General features: G+C 57.4%; 19 protein-coding genes, 1 tRNA gene, 2 pseudogenes and 1 other annotated feature. Of the genes and pseudogenes, 14 read left to right on the forward strand and 8 right to left on the reverse strand.

From position 1 onward, the window contains the following. Together IQ241_RS14725 and IQ241_RS14730 are read left to right on the forward strand one after the other, a co-directional pair. A pseudogene (locus tag IQ241_RS14725) lies at nucleotides 1-486 on the forward strand (hypothetical protein); the annotation flags it as partial. A gap of 41 nt (nucleotides 487-527) precedes the next feature. Beyond that, nucleotides 528-1517 (forward strand): hypothetical protein, encoded by a 990-nt coding sequence (locus IQ241_RS14730; protein WP_193908489.1) that lies wholly within the window; start codon nucleotides 528-530, stop codon nucleotides 1515-1517. Here IQ241_RS14730 and map read toward each other — a convergent pair. Next, nucleotides 1453-2298 carry a type I methionyl aminopeptidase gene (map, locus tag IQ241_RS14735; protein WP_193908490.1) on the reverse strand — a complete coding sequence of 282 codons (846 nt, stop codon included), beginning with the start codon at nucleotides 2296-2298 and terminating at the stop codon, nucleotides 1453-1455. The two genes, IQ241_RS14730 and map, sit on opposite strands and share 65 nt — an antisense overlap. 148 nt (nucleotides 2299-2446) lie before the next feature. On the opposite strand from map, the gene rplS reads away from it, so the two are divergent. The 8 genes from rplS to rplL all read left to right on the forward strand — a co-directional run bounded on the left by rplS (nucleotide 2447) and on the right by rplL (nucleotide 6583). Then, nucleotides 2447-2809, forward strand: a complete 363-nt coding sequence (gene rplS / locus IQ241_RS14740; protein ID WP_193908491.1) for a 50S ribosomal protein L19 — start codon at nucleotides 2447-2449, stop codon at nucleotides 2807-2809. A gap of 46 nt (nucleotides 2810-2855) precedes the next feature. Beyond that, nucleotides 2856-2928, forward strand: a tRNA-Trp gene (locus IQ241_RS14745). A gap of 196 nt (nucleotides 2929-3124) precedes the next feature. Next, the gene (gene secE / locus IQ241_RS14750; protein WP_193908492.1) at nucleotides 3125-3370 is read left to right on the forward strand and encodes a preprotein translocase subunit SecE; all 246 of its coding nucleotides are present in this window, start codon (nucleotides 3125-3127) and stop codon (nucleotides 3368-3370) included. A gap of 30 nt (nucleotides 3371-3400) precedes the next feature. Next, nucleotides 3401-4036 (forward strand): transcription termination/antitermination protein NusG, encoded by a 636-nt coding sequence (gene nusG, locus IQ241_RS14755; RefSeq protein WP_193908493.1) that lies wholly within the window; start codon nucleotides 3401-3403, stop codon nucleotides 4034-4036. A gap of 3 nt (nucleotides 4037-4039) precedes the next feature. Next, nucleotides 4040-4465 (forward strand): 50S ribosomal protein L11, encoded by a 426-nt coding sequence (gene rplK / locus IQ241_RS14760; protein ID WP_193908494.1) that lies wholly within the window; start codon nucleotides 4040-4042, stop codon nucleotides 4463-4465. A 55-nt stretch (nucleotides 4466-4520) separates the two neighbouring features. After that, the gene (rplA, locus tag IQ241_RS14765) at nucleotides 4521-5237 is read left to right on the forward strand and encodes a 50S ribosomal protein L1 (protein WP_193908496.1); all 717 of its coding nucleotides are present in this window, start codon (nucleotides 4521-4523) and stop codon (nucleotides 5235-5237) included. A gap of 61 nt (nucleotides 5238-5298) precedes the next feature. After that, nucleotides 5299-5471: a sequence feature (ribosomal protein L10 leader region), on the forward strand. Between the two features lie 68 nt (nucleotides 5472-5539). Next, complete coding sequence (gene rplJ, locus IQ241_RS14770) at nucleotides 5540-6100, forward strand: 50S ribosomal protein L10 (RefSeq protein ID WP_193908498.1); 561 nt, start codon at nucleotides 5540-5542, stop codon at nucleotides 6098-6100. A 78-nt stretch (nucleotides 6101-6178) separates the two neighbouring features. Continuing rightward, the gene (rplL, locus tag IQ241_RS14775) at nucleotides 6179-6583 is read left to right on the forward strand and encodes a 50S ribosomal protein L7/L12 (protein WP_193908501.1); all 405 of its coding nucleotides are present in this window, start codon (nucleotides 6179-6181) and stop codon (nucleotides 6581-6583) included. 42 nt (nucleotides 6584-6625) lie between these two features. On the opposite strand, the gene IQ241_RS14780 is transcribed toward rplL, so the two are convergent. Beyond that, the gene (locus tag IQ241_RS14780) at nucleotides 6626-7114 is read right to left on the reverse strand and encodes a HugZ family pyridoxamine 5'-phosphate oxidase (protein ID WP_193908503.1); all 489 of its coding nucleotides are present in this window, start codon (nucleotides 7112-7114) and stop codon (nucleotides 6626-6628) included. A gap of 18 nt (nucleotides 7115-7132) precedes the next feature. Then, complete coding sequence (locus tag IQ241_RS14785) at nucleotides 7133-7804, reverse strand: class I SAM-dependent methyltransferase (RefSeq protein ID WP_193908505.1); 672 nt, start codon at nucleotides 7802-7804, stop codon at nucleotides 7133-7135. Nucleotides 7805-7924: 120 nt separating this feature from the next. Between IQ241_RS14785 and groL the strand changes: the two genes are divergently transcribed. Together groL and IQ241_RS14795 are read left to right on the forward strand one after the other, a co-directional pair. Next, nucleotides 7925-9595 (forward strand): chaperonin GroEL, encoded by a 1671-nt coding sequence (groL, locus tag IQ241_RS14790; RefSeq protein ID WP_193908506.1) that lies wholly within the window; start codon nucleotides 7925-7927, stop codon nucleotides 9593-9595. A 162-nt stretch (nucleotides 9596-9757) separates the two neighbouring features. Then, nucleotides 9758-10258: a hypothetical protein gene (locus IQ241_RS14795; RefSeq protein ID WP_193908507.1), complete on the forward strand. Its 501-nt coding sequence runs from the start codon at nucleotides 9758-9760 to the stop codon at nucleotides 10256-10258. A 170-nt stretch (nucleotides 10259-10428) separates the two neighbouring features. On the opposite strand, the pseudogene IQ241_RS14800 reads toward IQ241_RS14795, so the two are convergent. The 5 genes and pseudogenes from IQ241_RS14800 to IQ241_RS14820 form a co-directional block, all read right to left on the reverse strand. Continuing rightward, nucleotides 10429-10847 (reverse strand): annotated as a pseudogene (locus IQ241_RS14800) (Uma2 family endonuclease). 77 nt (nucleotides 10848-10924) lie between these two features. After that, entirely contained in the window at nucleotides 10925-11368 is a 444-nt protein-coding gene (locus IQ241_RS14805; RefSeq protein ID WP_193908508.1) for a TIGR02588 family protein, read from the reverse strand. Next, entirely contained in the window at nucleotides 11365-12225 is an 861-nt protein-coding gene (locus tag IQ241_RS14810; RefSeq protein ID WP_193908509.1) for a TIGR02587 family membrane protein, read from the reverse strand. Before IQ241_RS14810 ends, IQ241_RS14805 begins: the two co-directional genes overlap by 4 nt. Before the next feature lie 7 nt (nucleotides 12226-12232). Next, nucleotides 12233-12517 carry a DUF3288 family protein gene (locus tag IQ241_RS14815; protein WP_193908510.1) on the reverse strand — a complete coding sequence of 95 codons (285 nt, stop codon included), beginning with the start codon at nucleotides 12515-12517 and terminating at the stop codon, nucleotides 12233-12235. Nucleotides 12518-12595: 78 nt separating this feature from the next. Then, a complete protein-coding gene (locus tag IQ241_RS14820; RefSeq protein ID WP_193908514.1) occupies nucleotides 12596-12883 on the reverse strand; it encodes a ribbon-helix-helix domain-containing protein in 288 nt (95 codons plus the stop codon). A gap of 535 nt (nucleotides 12884-13418) precedes the next feature. Between IQ241_RS14820 and dacB the strand changes: the two genes are divergently transcribed. Beyond that, nucleotides 13419-14903: a D-alanyl-D-alanine carboxypeptidase/D-alanyl-D-alanine endopeptidase gene (dacB, locus tag IQ241_RS14825; RefSeq protein ID WP_193908516.1), complete on the forward strand. Its 1485-nt coding sequence runs from the start codon at nucleotides 13419-13421 to the stop codon at nucleotides 14901-14903. Nucleotides 14904-14914: 11 nt separating this feature from the next. Next, nucleotides 14915-16261: a sensor histidine kinase gene (locus IQ241_RS14830; RefSeq protein ID WP_193908518.1), complete on the forward strand. Its 1347-nt coding sequence runs from the start codon at nucleotides 14915-14917 to the stop codon at nucleotides 16259-16261. The last annotated feature ends 11 nt before the right edge of the window (nucleotides 16262-16272 follow it).

The raw sequence follows: 16272 nt of genomic DNA on the forward strand, positions 1-16272 counted from the left end.
GCCCCGCCGACTGCTGCGTCGCCGCCTGCCCCCGCTCAGACTCAGACAACGCAGACGACTGCGCCGCCCACCCAACCCCCGCCCGCCTTTGACACACCAGCAGCGCGATCGCAGCTCTCCGGCAGCTTCGGCAACCTATCGGGCGCGCTGCCTATTGAAGTTAGACCCGCCGCTTTGCCTAATCCGCAGAAGCCGTTTTTCTTTCAGCCAGACGCCAGTGGCCAGGTTACTAATAACTCGCCTCGATTAGATAAAATTGCCGGAATGCAGTTGCTCAACGATCGGCGGCCAGATGAGATCATCCCAGAAGCATTACAGGCTGCGGCCAACAGCCAGCTTACTTTAAATGAAGTCGGTGACTACGGCAGCGGCAGACTCTATCAGCTCGTTGCTGATGACGGCACCGAGGCCGGTTTCTTGAACATTGTCCCTGGTGGGGGTGGCATCTCCACACTTTTAGTACTTTGGGAAAGCGATCCCCGCTAATCGCCCAGTGCTGCACAGCTAAACGCTAAACGATAGAGCCCATGAAATTCATCGATCTGCTTCGCCCCATGCTACTGCTCTCGGTAGGGCTGCACGTCCTGCTGCTGCTACTGCCCCTGGGCAGAGCCGACGAAACGGTTCCCGCCACTGACGATGGGGCAGCGCCCGAGCCCGAACTCTTTGCGGCGGCAGAGTCCGAGGATATAGAAGAGACGACGGAAACCGAGCTGGAGACGCCCCCGCCAGCCGCACCGCCGCCCGCGACTGTGGCCGGTCAGCCGAGGCAGTCTCCCCGCACCGTCGCGGCTGCTATGCCCAGGCGTCAGCCTGCCGCCCAAACCACTCCGCCCCAGACAGCCCAACCAGAAGCGGCGGCAACGGCTGAGGGCTCAGTCCCTGATCTCTCAACTCCAGTCTCAGCACCCGACCCAAGTCCTTCCCCAGCGCCCCAGGCTAGAGCATCGGAGCCTGCCCCCCCCGACCCGGAAGCTTCGGCTGCCCCTGAGCAGCAGGCTTACGTCACTCCAAAGGTGCCCAAGGCCCTGGAAGAGCTGCTGGCTTACTTCACTCAGGCCCTTAGCTATGATTCAGAAAACACGTCTGACGAGGCAACTCAGACAGCCCAGGCCGACTGGCGCGAAGCGAGCCGCGCCGCCCTGGAAGTCGATCAGCTCAATGTCCAAACCTTAGAGCCGCCTGTCCGGCTCAGCTACCCGATTGAAAATCCTCAGGAAATTCGGCGATCGCTCCAGGCCTGCCTGCCCCAGACGCCCCATACCGCTGAGGTTGGCGTGCTATTCGACGATACTGGCAAGGCGACGCCAACGCTGCTCGGCAGCACGGGCTACAGCGCCTTAGATAAGGAGGCCCTCGCCCTGGTCACAGCTCGCATGAATCGCTTAGAAAATCCCGAGGCCCGAGCCTACCTGGTCAAGGTCGAAGTCCGCTATGACCGGGAGAGCTGCGCTAGCCTGGCAGAGCTGGCTCCACCCGCGAGCGATCAGTCAGAATCTCGTATCCGTCCTCAGTGACCAAAACGGTGTGCTCAAACTGGGCAGAGAGGGAGCGGTCCAGGGTGACGACGGTCCAGCGATCGCGCAGGGTGCGCGTATGCCGCGTCCCCGCGTTCAGGATCGGCTCAATCGCCAGCGTCATCCCTGGCTGGAGCTTGACATTGGGCAGCTCATGGGTGCGAAAGTTGAAAACCGAGGGAGCCTCGTGCAGATTGCGCCCGACGCCGTGGCCGGTAAACTCCTCGACAATGGTATAGCCGCTAGCCTTGACTGAGTCTTCGATTGCTCCGGCTACGTCTAGCAGTCCGTTGCCCGGCCTGACTTCGGCAATCCCGGCATAGAGCGCCTGCTCAGCAGCCTGCATCAGCTTTTCAGCCTCGGGTCGCACCTGGCCCACCGCGATCGTAATGCAGGAGTCGCCGTGAAAGCCGTTGAAGTAGGCCCCGGTATCGACCTTGAGCAGGTCGCCGGTTCGCAGCACCTTGCGCTTGCGCGGAATCCCATGGACAACCTCGTCGTTAACGCAGGCGCAGATCGAAGCTGGGAAGCCATGATAGCCCTTGAAGCTCGGCGTCGCCCCCAGCGCCCGAATTCGCCCTTCGGCGTAGTCGTCCAGGTCAGCAGTGGTCATGCCCGGCGCGGTCATAGTAGAAATTTCCTGCAGTACCGTCGCCACAATCCGGGCGGCCTGCCGCATGGTCTCAATTTCGCTGGACGACTTGAGCTCGACGCCCTGACTGCGCGCTCCCAGTATCGGACCGAGCGCAGCCTTCGACAGCAGGTTGGCAAATAGGTTCATAGGGAAAAAAAGTCAGGGCTTTTCAATGGTAGCGCCTGAAACAGCTTGCCAGAAAATGGCCAGAAAAAGTTGTGTTTTGCGGTCAATCTCTATCACTTTTGGCTTTTTATGTCGTATTATTAGAGACTGTGTGCTTTTTAAGGGCTGTATGAACGCTGAAGCAATTATCCGCTCGATCGAGGCGGAGCAAATTAAAGACGACCTGCCCCAAATCTATGTTGGGGATACCGTCCGGGTGGGCGTTCGGATTGTCGAAGGCGGCAAAGAGCGAGTTCAGCCCTACGAAGGGACCGTCATTGCCATGCGCAACGGCGGCATCAACGAAAGCATTACCGTGCGTAAGATCTTTCAGGGCGTTGGGGTCGAGCGAGTCTTTTTACTCCATGCGCCTCGGGTTGCTAGTATTAAGGTGCTCCGTCGCGGTAAAGCCCGCCGGGCTAAGCTTTACTATTTGCGCGATCGCGTCGGTAAAGCGACCCGCCTGAAGCAGCGCTTCGACCGCCCGCTTTAGCCCAGTTTATGGGTCTGGTTTAGAGGGAGGGTCTTCGCCGAGCCATGCGTCCTTAGTTCAGTTGGTAGAACGTCGGTCTCCAAAACCGAATGTCGGGGGTTCGAGTCCTCCAGGACGCGCTTTCCCCAGCTAAGCCCTGCCCAGGACAATGCCCCCAAGAATGCCCAATGGCAAGGCCTGAACCAACTTATCTTCAGGTATTGCTATTTTGGGACTGGATCAATGCTCGGCCGGACAAAACCGTCGCTAGCTCATTTTGATAGGCGCTGGCGATCCTCAGCAATACCAGACCGGTGCAGTCAAGGAATGTGAACCGTGGTTAAAAAAGACGCTAAGCAGGAAAAGATAGACAAAAAGCCGGTCCCTCAGGATGCTTCCGGTGGGTTCAACGCTGGCGAGTTTATCAGCGGAACTCGAGAAGAGCTAGGCAAGGTGATCTGGCCGTCTCGGCAGCAGCTGATCAGCGAGTCAGCGGCGGTGATCCTCATGGTCAGCCTCTCTGCCACCATCATCTATTTGGTGGACAAGCTCTTTAGCCTGATTTCTAGGCAAATATTTTAGAAGAGCAGATATTTTAGGATAAGTATTCCCATGACTTACGCATCCGACGAATCCAACTACGACGCGCCGGAAGAGCTAGAAGATAGCCCAGCCGAGGGCCGGTCTCGGTCTCGCTGGTACGCGGTACAGGTCGCCTCGGGCTGCGAAAAGCGGGTCAAGCTGAATCTACAGCAGCGAATTAAGACCCTCGACGTGGCCAACCGGATTTTTGATATCGAAATTCCCCAGACTCCGGCGGTGAAGCTGCGCAAAGATGGCTCCCGCCAGAATGTCGAGGAAAAGGTATTCCCGGGCTACGTGCTGGTGCGAATGCTGCTAGACGACGATGTCTGGCAGGTGGTGAAGAATACGCCCCACGTGATTAACTTTGTTGGGGCTGAGCAGCGGCGCAGCACCGGCCGCGGTCGCGGTCATGTCAAGCCGATGCCGCTGAGCCCGGGCGAAGTCAAGCGAATCTTTAAGCAGTCCCAAGAGCAAAAGCCCGTCGTCAAGGTAGACATGGCCCCCGGTGACAAAATTATGGTGCTTTCGGGGCCGTTTAAAGACTTTGAGGGCGAAGTCATCGAGGTCAGCCCAGAGCGGAGTAAGCTCAAGGCGCTGCTGTCTATCTTTGGTCGCGACACGCCTGTCGAACTGGAGTTTAATCAAGTGGAAAAAGAGAGTTAATTAATGGCTAAGAAGGTTGTTGCGCTGATCAAACTAGCGATCCCAGCGGGTAAGGCCAACCCGGCCCCGCCGATCGGCCCGGCCCTGGGTCAGCACGGGGTCAACATCATGGCGTTCTGTAAAGACTACAACGCCAGAACCGCTGAGAAAGTCGGCCTGATTGTCCCGGTTGAAATTTCGGTATTTGAAGACCGAAGCTTCACCTTTGTGCTCAAGACGCCCCCGGCGTCGGTGCTGATCAAAAAGGCGGCGGGCATCGAGAAGGGATCGGGCGAACCCCGCTCGGTCAAAGTCGGCTCGATCACGCGGGATCAGCTGCGGGAAATTGCCGAAACCAAAATGCCCGACCTCAACGCCAATGACGTTGACGCGGCAATGAACATCATCGCCGGGACAGCCCGCAATATGGGCGTGACGGTGGCTGACTAAGTAAACCTTAATTGGGGGAGAGGCTCAGCTTCGCAATTGACCCCAGGAGTTAAAAATGGCAAAACTATCCAAGCGGATGCAGGCTCTGCATCAAAAAGTTGAAGACCGGCTGTATGAGCCGATGGAAGCGCTCGCCCTGCTGAAGGAAACCGCCACAGCTAAATTTCCCGAGTCGGCAGAGGCCCATATCCGGCTGGGCATCGACCCTAAGTACACTGACCAGCAGCTGCGGACCACGGTGGCTCTGCCCAAAGGGACAGGTCAGGAAGTGCGCGTGGCGGTAATTGCCCGGGGTGAGAAGGTAACCGAAGCAACTGAGGCGGGTGCCGATCTGTCTGGCTCCGAAGAGCTGATTGACGAAATCCAGAAGGGCATGATGGATTTTGACGTGCTGGTCGCGACCCCCGACATGATGCCCAAGGTCGCTAAGCTCGGTCGGATGCTGGGTCCCCGCGGTCTGATGCCTTCGCCCAAGGGTGGCACGGTGACCTTTGACCTAGCCCAGGCGGTGCAAGACTTCAAAGCCGGTAAGCTGGAGTTCCGAGCTGACCGCACCGGGATTGTTCATGTTATGTTTGGTAAGGCAACTTTTCCGGCAGAAGACCTGCTGGTGAATTTGAAAGCCCTGCAGGAAACCATCGACCGTAACCGGCCCGCCGGTGCCAAGGGTCGCTACTGGCGTACCGTGGCGGTTTCTGCGACGATGGGGCCAGCCATTCGGCTCGATGTCTCCGCCCTGAGAGACCTGAAGCTGTCCGAAATAGCAGCCTAAGCCAAACTCACGCTCAAATTACTTCGATTACTTTAAGGAAGCCGCCTAACGCCCAACTTCGCTACAGCTGAATAAGCAGCCATAGACAGCAGGAGCGATAAGCTTAATCACCTGCCGAGGTTTGCAAAAACTGTGGTTTCTCCACGGGCGTTTAGGAAGCGTTGGTTATCTTTCCTGATCGCATTTTGCACCGCCTCGGCCTCCCTGCCGGGGCGGTGCTGTTTTAGGGCTAATTCAGAGCTATTCCAAAAGGCGGCAAACGCTTTCCAACTGAACCCAAGCCATAAGGAGGTGAAATCGATATGGGGAGAACGTTAGAAAACAAAAAGGAGATTGTGTCTGAGCTCAAGGACAGCCTGAGCCGGTCGCAGTTAGCCCTGGTGGTGGACTACAAAGGTCTGTCGGTGGCTGAGATTAGCGATTTGCGCGATCGCTTACGGCCCAACGGCGCCACCTGCAAAATCGCCAAAAACACGCTGATGCGAATTGCGGTTGACGGCGATGACACCTGGCAGCCGGTAACTCAGTTCCTCCAGGGCTCATCTGCCCTGGTTTTAATTGAGGAGGACTTTGGCGGCGCGATCAAAGCCTACCAGGGGTTCCAAAAAGACCGCAAAAAGACCGAACTGCGCGGTGGCGTCATGGAGGGCCGCGCCCTCAACCAGGACGACATCAAGGCGATTACCGAGCTGCCGACGAAGGAAGAGCTGATTGCTCAAATCGCCGGACTGCTCAAGGCCAACACCACCAAGATTGCGGTGGGTCTAAACGCGGTACCGACCAAGCTGGCCGTGGGCCTGAAGGAAGTGCCCAGCTCGCTGACGCGGGCAATCAAGGCCGTTTCAGAGCAGGAGCAAAGCTAGGGCTATCGACTCTATCCCCCTGCCTGGACAATTCATTTCACACCCGTCTACCAATCAAACCCATTCACGGAGAAACCTATGTCTACTGCAACTGACGAAATTTTGGAAAAGCTCAAGACCCTCTCACTGCTAGAGGCGTCTGAGCTAGTTAAGCAAATTGAAGAAGCCTTTGGCGTCGATGCTTCTGCCCCCGCGGGCGGCGGCATGATGATGATGCCTGGCGCCATGCCCGGCGGTGGCGGCGGTGACGCGGCTGAGCCAGAAGAGGAAAAGACCGAGTTTGACGTCGTGCTCGACGACTTTGGCGGTAATAAGATTGCCGTCCTCAAGGTGGTGCGGACGCTGACCGGCCTGGGCCTGAAAGAAGCCAAGACAATGGTGGAGTCGGCCCCGACCACGGTGAAAGAAGCCGTGGCCAAAGACGCGGCTGAAGATGCTAAAAAGCAGCTTGAAGAGGCCGGTGCTAAGGTCTCGATCAAATAGCCAATAGCGCCTATATGGGGGTGCGTTGCGCGCTAACGCACCCTAGCCTTGCTTGGGCGGCAGCAGCGTTCCCAGATTGCTGGGGTCAACCTCATAGGCCGCGCCAAAGCCGAGGACAAAGCGTCCCGACCGGGCCTGAAGCTGAAAGATTTGAAAATCTGCCAGGCCCCTGAAGAGCTGAATAATATTGCCAAAGCGGGCTTCAAACTGGTCGGCAATCTGATTCCACTGGGCACTCTCTGGCATGACTGGGGCCGCATCGCAGCTATAGCTGAGGCGGCGGCGGGCAAAGATCTGCGTCGTCTGAACTTCGTCTTCGAGGAAGAGAACGCTGGCGATGCCGGACGTCTTCAGGTTCTCGGTATGGGCAGAGAGACCGCTGATATAGATGTAGAAATTGCGATCGCGATCCATCACAAAAGGCGCATAGCTGGCCTGGGGCTGCCCCGCCTTGACCGTACTGAGAAAAATGCTCTGAAACTGCTGCGGGAAATTTTGATAGGTCTCGACTGCGGTTTCGAAGGGGATCATCGTCTAGCTACCAATGGTCTAGTCGGGGGCCGGTTGCTTCGCCAACTTCTTAGCTAACTTCTTAGCCAACTTCTTAGATTGTATGACCTGTAGGCTACCGCCTGCATAGAGCTGCTGCCGCTCGACCTGAAAGCCCAATTCACCCAGGCTAGCGGTCAAATCGGTTTGAAGCAGCTGCCAGGCCGTCTCGGTCTCAAACAGCCAGAGAAAAGCCGCCAGCCCCGGCCAAAATAGCGGATTCGTGGGCCGGTGAAAGTCAATCAGAGCGAAGTAGCCGCCGGGTTTCAACACCCGCCAGACTTCCTTAAAAATGTCGCGCCGCTGCTGCGGGGCCATCTCGTGCATCGCCACGCTGGTGTGGACGATGTCGAATTGCTCGGATGGAAGGGGCATATCCTCGGCCCAACCCTGCACGTAGGCAGCCTCGGGGACGTTCTGCCGGGCTCGCTCCAGCGATCGCGGTGAGGCATCCAGCCCCGTTACCCGGCGGCTGCGCTGGACTAAAAATTGGGTGGTCTGGCCGCTGCCACAGCAGAGATCGAGTACCTGAGTTTCAGCCTCGATCGGCAAACCGGCTAGCGCCAGCTGGCGAAACCGGGCTTCGCCGCCAACGCTGAGGGCAGAAAGACCCGCGATCGCGTCATACAGCCACTGGTAGCGATAGCTGAGCGGGCGCAAAAAAGTAGCCATGAGGATCGGTTATCGCGACTTCAAAAGAGCTATTCCTAAAAGATACTCTGATTGAGTTAGCACTCCACGGCAGAGAGTGCTAGATTTTTGATTGCACATGCAAATTGGTGACGGCTGGATATGGCAAAATTAGTAGCATTTGACGAAAAATCGCGTCAGGCTCTGGAGCGCGGCGTGAATGCGCTCGCCGATGCGGTAAAGATTACGTTAGGACCCAGGGGACGTAACGTCGTCCTGGAGAAGAAGTTTGGGGCTCCCCAAATTGTCAACGATGGTATTACCATCGCCAAAGAGATTGAGCTGGAAGATCCCTACGAAAACACCGGCGCTCGCCTGATTCAGGAAGTGGCGTCGAAGACTAAGGATCTTGCCGGTGATGGCACTACTACTGCAACCGTGCTGGCCCAGGCGATGATTCGCGAGGGCCTGAAAAACGTAGCGGCAGGGGCTAACCCGGTGAGCCTGCGGCGCGGTATCGAGAAAGCCGTAGCCATGCTGGTGAAGGAAATTTCTGCGATCGCGAAGCCGATTGAAGGCAATGATATCGCCCAAGTCGCGGCGGTGTCGTCGGGTAACGACGAACTGGTCGGCAGCATGATTGCCGAAGCCATGGATCGGGTCACTAAAGACGGTGTGATTACGGTTGAAGAGTCCAAGTCTTTGACCACCGAACTCGACGTGGTTGAGGGGATGCAGATCGACCGGGGCTATATGTCGCCCTACTTCGTCACCGACCAGGAGAGGATGGTGGCCGAGCTGGAAAATGCTCGCATCCTGATTGCCGATAAGAAGATTTCCTCGATTCAAGACCTGGTGCCGGTGCTCGAAAAGATTGCCCGGTCCGGTCAACCCTTTGTGATCATCGCCGAAGATGTCGAGGGTGAAGCCCTGGCAACCCTGGTAGTGAACAAGGCTCGCGGCGTGCTCAACGGTGCGGCAGTTAAGGCCCCTGGCTTTGGCGACCGGCGCAAGGCCATGTTACAGGATATTGCCGTGCTCACCGGCGGTCAGGTGATTTCTGAAGAGGTGGGCCTGACCCTGGAGTCCGCCGACCTAGATATGCTGGGCGTGGCCAGCAAGATCACTATCACCAAAGATACGACCACCATCGTGTCTGAGAGCGGCATGAAGGGCGACATCGACAAGCGCATCGCCCAGATCCGTCAGGAGATGGAGCGGTCAGACTCTGACTACGATAAGGAAAAGCTGGCAGAGCGACTGGCCAAGCTGGCGGGCGGCGTTGCCGTGATTAAAGTCGGCGCGGCTACCGAGACTGAGCTGAAGGATCGAAAGCTGCGAATCGACGACGCCCTCAGCGCCACCAAGGCTGCGGTAGAAGAAGGAATCGTCCCCGGCGGCGGCACGACCCTGCTGCACCTGGCCCACAAGCTAGAGTCCCTGAAGGACAGCCTAAACGACGAAGAGAAGACCGGCGTAGATATCGTCATCCGCTCGCTTGAAGCGCCCGTCCGTCAGATTGCGGATAACGCAGGTGCAGAAGGCTCGGTAGTGGTTGAGAAAGTCCGTGATATGGACTTTAATGTCGGCTATAACGCCCTCACCGGCAAGTACGAAGACCTAATGGCGAGCGGCATTGTAGATCCGGCTAAGGTTGTGCGCTCTGCCCTGCAGGACGCTGCTTCAGTTGCCGGCATGGTGCTGACGACGGAAGCCCTGGTGGTTGAGAAGCCTGAGCCTGAGCAGCCTGCCCCGGATGGCGGCATGGGCGGCATGGGCGGCATGGGCGGCATGGGCGGCATGGGCGGCATGGGCGGCATGGGCATGATGTAGCGCCCTGCGGTTCAGTCCGTGATATCGATCAAAAGCTCATCGCTCAATAGACATCATTAAGGTGCGGTTCTTGGCAGAGCCGTGCCTTAATTTTTAGGGCATGTTTTTGGCCAGTAAAAGCGCTATGTTAGTTAGTATATAATTACTATCTGGGGGCAACCTTTGATTGAGACAAAAACGGAGCTGAGTGCAGTACGCCTGTCTCAGTCAGAATTGGCCCAGCGAATTTTAGCGATGGCGCAAACCGGCGTCTATCGAGAGTCGCTGTTTGAAACCTTTCGGCCAATGGCAACCAAGCGTCAGATCAAAGCCGCGATCGCGCTGACCAAGCAATTCGGCCTCCACTCGAACCCCACCCTCCGAGATCCCGATCTGGGCACCTACTACCAGGTCGATCCCCAAAAGTACGAGTCATTTCAGCAAGCTCTCAAGTCATCGGCCTTTCATGACCAAGAAGATGTTGCCCAGCGAATCACTCAGATCACCCAGGCCCTACGAACGATGTTAGCCGTGTCAGGAGGAAGCGCGATCGCGCTCACCTTACTAGGCAGCTGGCAGATTCTCTTCGGCCATTCTGAAACGGGTGTTCTCTGGTGGACTGGCGCGCTCTGCGCTGGCGGAATTTGGGCTTTGCAAAACGCGATCGCCAAGCGTCTGCTATAAAAGTTGAATTTTGCGATCGCGCTGGACACACCTACGAATCCTTAGTGCTGCTTCCAGAGCAAATTATGATCCTGCATTTTGAGCCAGCCGCTGAGGATTCAACTGAAATCTACATAGAGTAGCGATGGTTTTTGATTATTAACCTATGCTCTGAAGCAATCCGATCAGCGCTATTGAAAAATTTGAAGAACGGGGCCACTGAATCCAGGAAGCAGCGGGGAGCTGAGTCTGTCATCTTCTAGAAGAGTGCCGATGAGCTGAAGCTGACTGTCATTGCGGCGATAGACCTCTACACTTTTCCATCAACGCCATTTTCCAGCCGCTCTTTGCTCACCCAAACAACGTCGGGGATGACGGCATCATTTGGGCTGAAAATGACGCCTGGCGTCTGGAAGGGTTTGCCAAGCTGGGTCTGCCGCGACCCGCTTTCTAGCTCACAATGAATGTTACCCCCAGCGCTCTGATGACGAAGATGGGGAGCCCGGATCATAAACAGCTCTCCGTCAATAATTTCGTAGCGTTTCCATCCCCCGTCATCGGGCATGGCATCGAGATCGCGGGTTGTCCAGCGGAGGGAATTGGCAACCATTGGCTATCGTTGAGCGGATGGTTTAAGTCTAGCCAATTATAGATCGCATAGTTTGCTTAGAGCTCGGTATACCAGGGCTAGGGCAGGGCGAAGCTGGCGACTCGGATAGTCAACTCTCCCGTGTGGGGGTCGTGGTCGAAGACAAAGCTGCCCTGCTTGCGTTCGCTAGCCGAGAGGAAGTCAATTTGCTGCTCGCCGGCTTCGTCGTCGGCTTCAGCCAGGTGGAGGCGGGCTCGAACCTGAACCGCTCTAACAATTTGACCGCCCGTATTCTGAATGGTGAAGGGCACATAGTAGCGGCTGTCGGTGAAGCGAACTGATTCGGTTGTGATTTGGAACGCGGGCGGGCGATCGCGGCTAACCTGCCAGTCATAGATCACCAGCCCGATGACGGTCACCAGGACAGCCGTCGTGATGGCCAAGGTAAGCCATTCTGCTAGCGATCGCGGTGACTGCACCCCTAGATCATCTATCGCTTCATCCTTCACAGCTGGTTCAGAAAACTTTGCCCCTTCGCTCATATCAGCAGTCTACCTGCCGCGCCGCCGACCGAGGCCGGTAGCCCCAGTACCAGGGTATCGCCCAGCCATTCCTGCCAGGGTTCCTGAAAATTCAGCTGTTGAAAAAAGATCAGCATCAGCATTGACGCCAGCAGGACGACTAGATAGGTCACCAGCGTTTCACTCAGCGGGCTGAGCAGCAAGCCCCGCTGCTGCCGTTCGCTGCGGTCGGTAAACCCTGACGCAAACACAATAGAGTAGGAGAGCAGCAGCGAAGCCGCCACAATCAACAGCAGCCACAGCGGCGGCAGGGCCGAGGCAATCAGCTGAATCTCTTCAGTCGGGGCAATGCTAAAGGCAATCAGGATGGCTCCAATCAGCGTTGCGTCGATGTCGATCAGCGTATCGCGCAGGCTGATCAGGGTAGGCGAGGTAAATCGCTGCGGCAGGCTGACCCGGCGGCGATTTCGGTTGGGCCGGGTCAGGGTCGAGCGGGCCAAAGTCACCCCGAGGGAAAACGGCACGCTTTCAAACACCAGCTTCCCCAGCGCCTCAGTCATCGGCGTTACCAGCGTAATCCGTCGCAGTAAAACCAGCGCCAGCAGGGCGCAGATCATCCCGATCCCCAGCGCCTCGATGCTCTCCAGTACCGCTTCCAACGGTCGCAGCTGTAGCGTCCGCCGAAAGCCCTCAATCTGTGTCAGCAGCAGCACGATGATGAAAGTCGTCCCCAGCACAATCAGCAGCAGCGGCGCTTCCGTTGATGAGCCAATCGACCAAATCTCTAGCGTATAGAGCAGCGGAACGCCAAACAAAAAGCTGCCCGCTGCTCCCCGCAGAATGGCTCGCAGCTCGGTCATCCAGATATTGGCTTCCATCGACGGGCTAGCTCCAATCTTCTCCCTTAGTCCGGCTAGCCTTGTAGATCGTCTGGATTTGATGAATCTGACGGGTTTGCTCAAACAGCTCCGCCTCGGTCAGATTCCAGCGCTCTAGCACCTTGTCCAGGTCAGCCTGGATGTCGCGAGCGCCGGGAAAGCCGTCATAGCGAATCCGCATCCGAGCCAACTCAGCCCGATTAAAGTCAGTCGGCTCAGCCGCCAGCAGGCCATTCGCCGTATCGCGGTCTTTTTTGTACTGCGGATGCTGCTGCTCCTTCCCTTCTGCCATAGGATCTCCAACGAATATTCTGTCTATAAGAACCTACCGTATACCAGCGCTGGCCGACTCGCTTAACTTCTGCTTTGACTAGGCAATGGGAGGCTTGCCGTACTTAGTAAATAAATCGTTCAGCGCCTCGCCGAGCAGCGCCTGAACGCTGGTGTCTTCTTCCAGCGAAATCAGCTTGAGCTGCTTTGAAACTTCGGGTTCAAAATGGCCGGTGATCGCTTTCTTACCGGCTCGACTGGGAGCCTGGTAAGGCTTTTGCTCAGCTGACTCGGAAGCTTCGGACTGTCCTGGAACCTTGCCCGCAGCCTCAGGTCGAGCCTTACTTTCCGACCGCGGCGCTGCGGCTGAATTAGATTTCTTAGCCATCGTTCACCAACATGTCTACATGCCTGTATCTAGACATTATTGCACGCTCGTCTGGCAGTTCACTCAGTAGGGCGTCGGCTGGCATAATCCTGCCCACTTGGCGATACAGAGCCCGATGAAGGCCAGCGACCATAGGTATATTCACCTAAATTTCGAAAAAAGTCCCAAAAAGCGCAAAATAAAGCCCTAAATGTATACATGCCTACTTGTCATATTGTAATTATGCAGGCATGATAGACCTATGCACCGAACAGGCTCTTCAAGAGACCGGTGCCATACCCTTCAGCTTCAGCTTCACCTATGAACTTCTGCCAGCTCTATACGCAGCTCTACGAAAACGTCCCAACCTTTTCCAACGTCTGTTTGTTTTCACTGAGCATTACCTCTACCTGGACAATTTGCCTGACCCTGGTGCACTTCCTTCACTAGGTCGCGCTCTAAGTTTGAGGTCATCCAATTCATGAACTGCTCTCAATGCTTTAGCCGGGTCACGTTCATCAGTAAATTAGAAGGATTCCCTTCATTCTGATTTCTGATGACAGCGTCATTTTTCATCTCTCCTCGGCTCAAGGCCCAAGTCAAAGTTAGCCTGGCTGGTCTAGCGAGTGGCTTTGCCATGCTTACTGCAACGCTGCCCGCGATCGCGTATTGCCGTGCCGACCTGCCCGAGCGCATCGACGCGATCGCGGCTAATCCCGCCCTACAGTCCGCCCGACTGGGCCTGTTAGTAGAAATTCAAGCCCAGAATGCCGACCAGCGGCGGGTCATTTACGCTCGGGATCAGGATCGATACTTCCTGCCGGCCTCTACGCTGAAGCTGCTGACTACGGCAGCAGCCCTCCAGCAGCTAGGTCCAGACTTTCGCATCCGCACCTCTATCTATGGCACCGAAGCGGCTGGGATCGCTTCGCTCTATGTGGTGGGCCGAGGCGACCCGACCTTTACCACAGCGGAGCTGGACGAACTCATCCAGCAGCTCCAGCAGCGGGGTATTCAGCGAGTCAGCAACCTGACGGGGATCGATACCTACTTTCCGGGCCGAACGGTAAACGCCCACTGGGAATGGGAGGACGTGCAGGCAGGCTACGGTGCGCCGGTCAACAGCCTGATTTTGAATCAGAACGAGCTAGGGCTGACGGTTTTTCCGCAGCAAATCGGCCAGCCGCTGCGGGTCGAATGGGACAATCCCCAGCGGGCTGGACGCTGGCAAATTGACAACTATTCACTCACGGTAGGCGCGGGCGAGCCGGAATTTGTCGATATTGGCCGAGACATCGGCCAGCCCCTCCTCAAGGTTTACGGTCATCTGATTGCGGGGGCCGAGCCTGAGACCACCACGATCGCGATTACCAATCCTGGAGCATACTTCCTCCAGCAGTTTCAGCAGCAGCTCCAGCGCCAGAATATTGCCGCCGTCAGCGGCGTGCTGAGCCCTCTGTCCCTACCTGCGGATGTGACTGAACTCGCCGCCGTAGAGTCGCCGCCGCTGTCGGATTGGCTCACACAGATTAACCAGCTCAGCGTCAACCTCCACGCCGAGGCCCTGCTGAAGTCGCTGGGGTTGGCCACCGCTGAAACGCCCCCCGATGACGCGACCGAAGCTGGGATCGCGGCGGTTAAAGCGATTTTGGAACCGATGGGGATCGCGCCGGAGAGCTTTGTGATGGTCGATGGCTCTGGGCTGTCTCGCCACAACCTGACCACGCCCCAGGCCCTGGTCGATACCCTCCAGGCAATGGCCTACGCCCCGGAGGCCGAACGCTACCGCCGCTCCCTCGCGATCGCGGGCGTCAACGGCACCTTGCGCAATCGGTTTCGCGGCACAATGGTAGAGGGCCAGCTGCAAGGGAAAACCGGCCTGGTCAGCGGCAATTATGCCCTGGTGGGATACCTCAATCCGCCGCAGCATCCGCCCGTAGTGTTTAGTCTGTTTGTCAACAATGCCGCCCAGAGCGGCAGGGCAATTCGAGCGCTGATGGACGAGATGGTTTTAGAAATTGCTCAACTCAACGACTGCTGATCTCCCAGCCTATGTTTCAGACGACCCGCCGCCGACTGGCGCTCTGGTATACGGCAGTGACCGCAGTGCTACTGCTGCTATTTGCTAGCGGCGTCTACTTTTACGTCCGCACTACCCTGATTGAGCGGGTGGACGATACCCTCAACCATGTGGTTGAGGTGGTGCAGCGATCGCTGGTGATCGAGCCGGGTGAGCCTGGCAGCCGGGTGCTAACCGCCGTGGGGGGTTTAGAGCCGCCGCTGCGGGTCAACGTAGCAGATAGCTTTCGCAGCAGTACGGCATCAGCAGAGGACGATCATATTGACCTGGAGTGGTTTGCTCCCACCGGCGAGCGGCTGTGGACGACCTTTAGCCAACCGCCAGCCCTACCGCTACACCTGAACCCAGATGGCGAAACCGTTCACCTTTCCAAGCAGCGCGTGCTGCGACAGGTGACCCAGCGCATTCAGTCAGGCAACCAGATTTTGGGCTACCTGCGGGTGAGCCATCCCTGGTTTGAGGTGACCAAGCCCAGCCAGAAGCTAATCGTCGATCTGGGCATTGGGATTGGCCTGGGGATCATGACGGTTGCGTTTATCGGCTGGCTGCTCTCGGGGCTCGCGATCGCGCCGGTGCGAGACTCCTACCAGCAGCTGAAGCAGTTTACCGCCGACGCTTCCCACGAGCTGCGCAACCCCATTGCGGTCATTCAAACCAACGTACAGGTGGCCCTGAGCGATCCCGAGCCCGACGCCCAGTTCCAGCATAGCCAGCTCCAGGTCATCGAACGACTCACCCGGCGGCTGGGCAGACTGGTAGACGACCTGCTTTTCCTAGCCCGGCAGGAAAGCGGCCTAGTACCCCTACAGCCCGGGCCGGTGCGCCTGGCTCAGCTGCTGGCTGAAGTGGTTGAAGAACAGCAAGCCCTGGCGCAGGAAAAAAATCTAACGTTGAAAATTACCAGAGCTGCAAACGATACGTCCTCCACCGGCGACTGGACCGTCATCGGCGATCGCGACCAGCTCACCCGCCTGCTCACTAACCTAGTCGCCAACGCCCTGCAATACACCCCCACCGAGGGCACCGTCACCGTCCGCCTAGAACCCGCCAAGCATCAGGGCCATCCCAGCTGCCGGGTAACTGTCCAAGATACCGGCATTGGCATTGCCCCGGAAGAGCTAGCCCAGGTCTTCAACCGCTTCTATCGGGCCGATCCCGCCCGCAGTCGTCGGGCAGCAGCCGGCGGCTCCGGGCTAGGACTCGCGATCGCCAAAGTTATCACCGACAATCATCAGGGCCAGATCACCCTCAGCAGCCAACCCAACCAGGGCACCACCGCCACAGTCCTGCTTCCCACAAAAAAAAGCCCTACCCCCTAACCCTTCACTCT

It is taken from the genome of Vasconcelosia minhoensis LEGE 07310, from assembly GCF_015207255.1.
In the GTDB taxonomy this organism is placed as follows: Bacteria; Cyanobacteriota; Cyanobacteriia; order Phormidesmidales; family Phormidesmidaceae; genus Vasconcelosia; species Vasconcelosia minhoensis.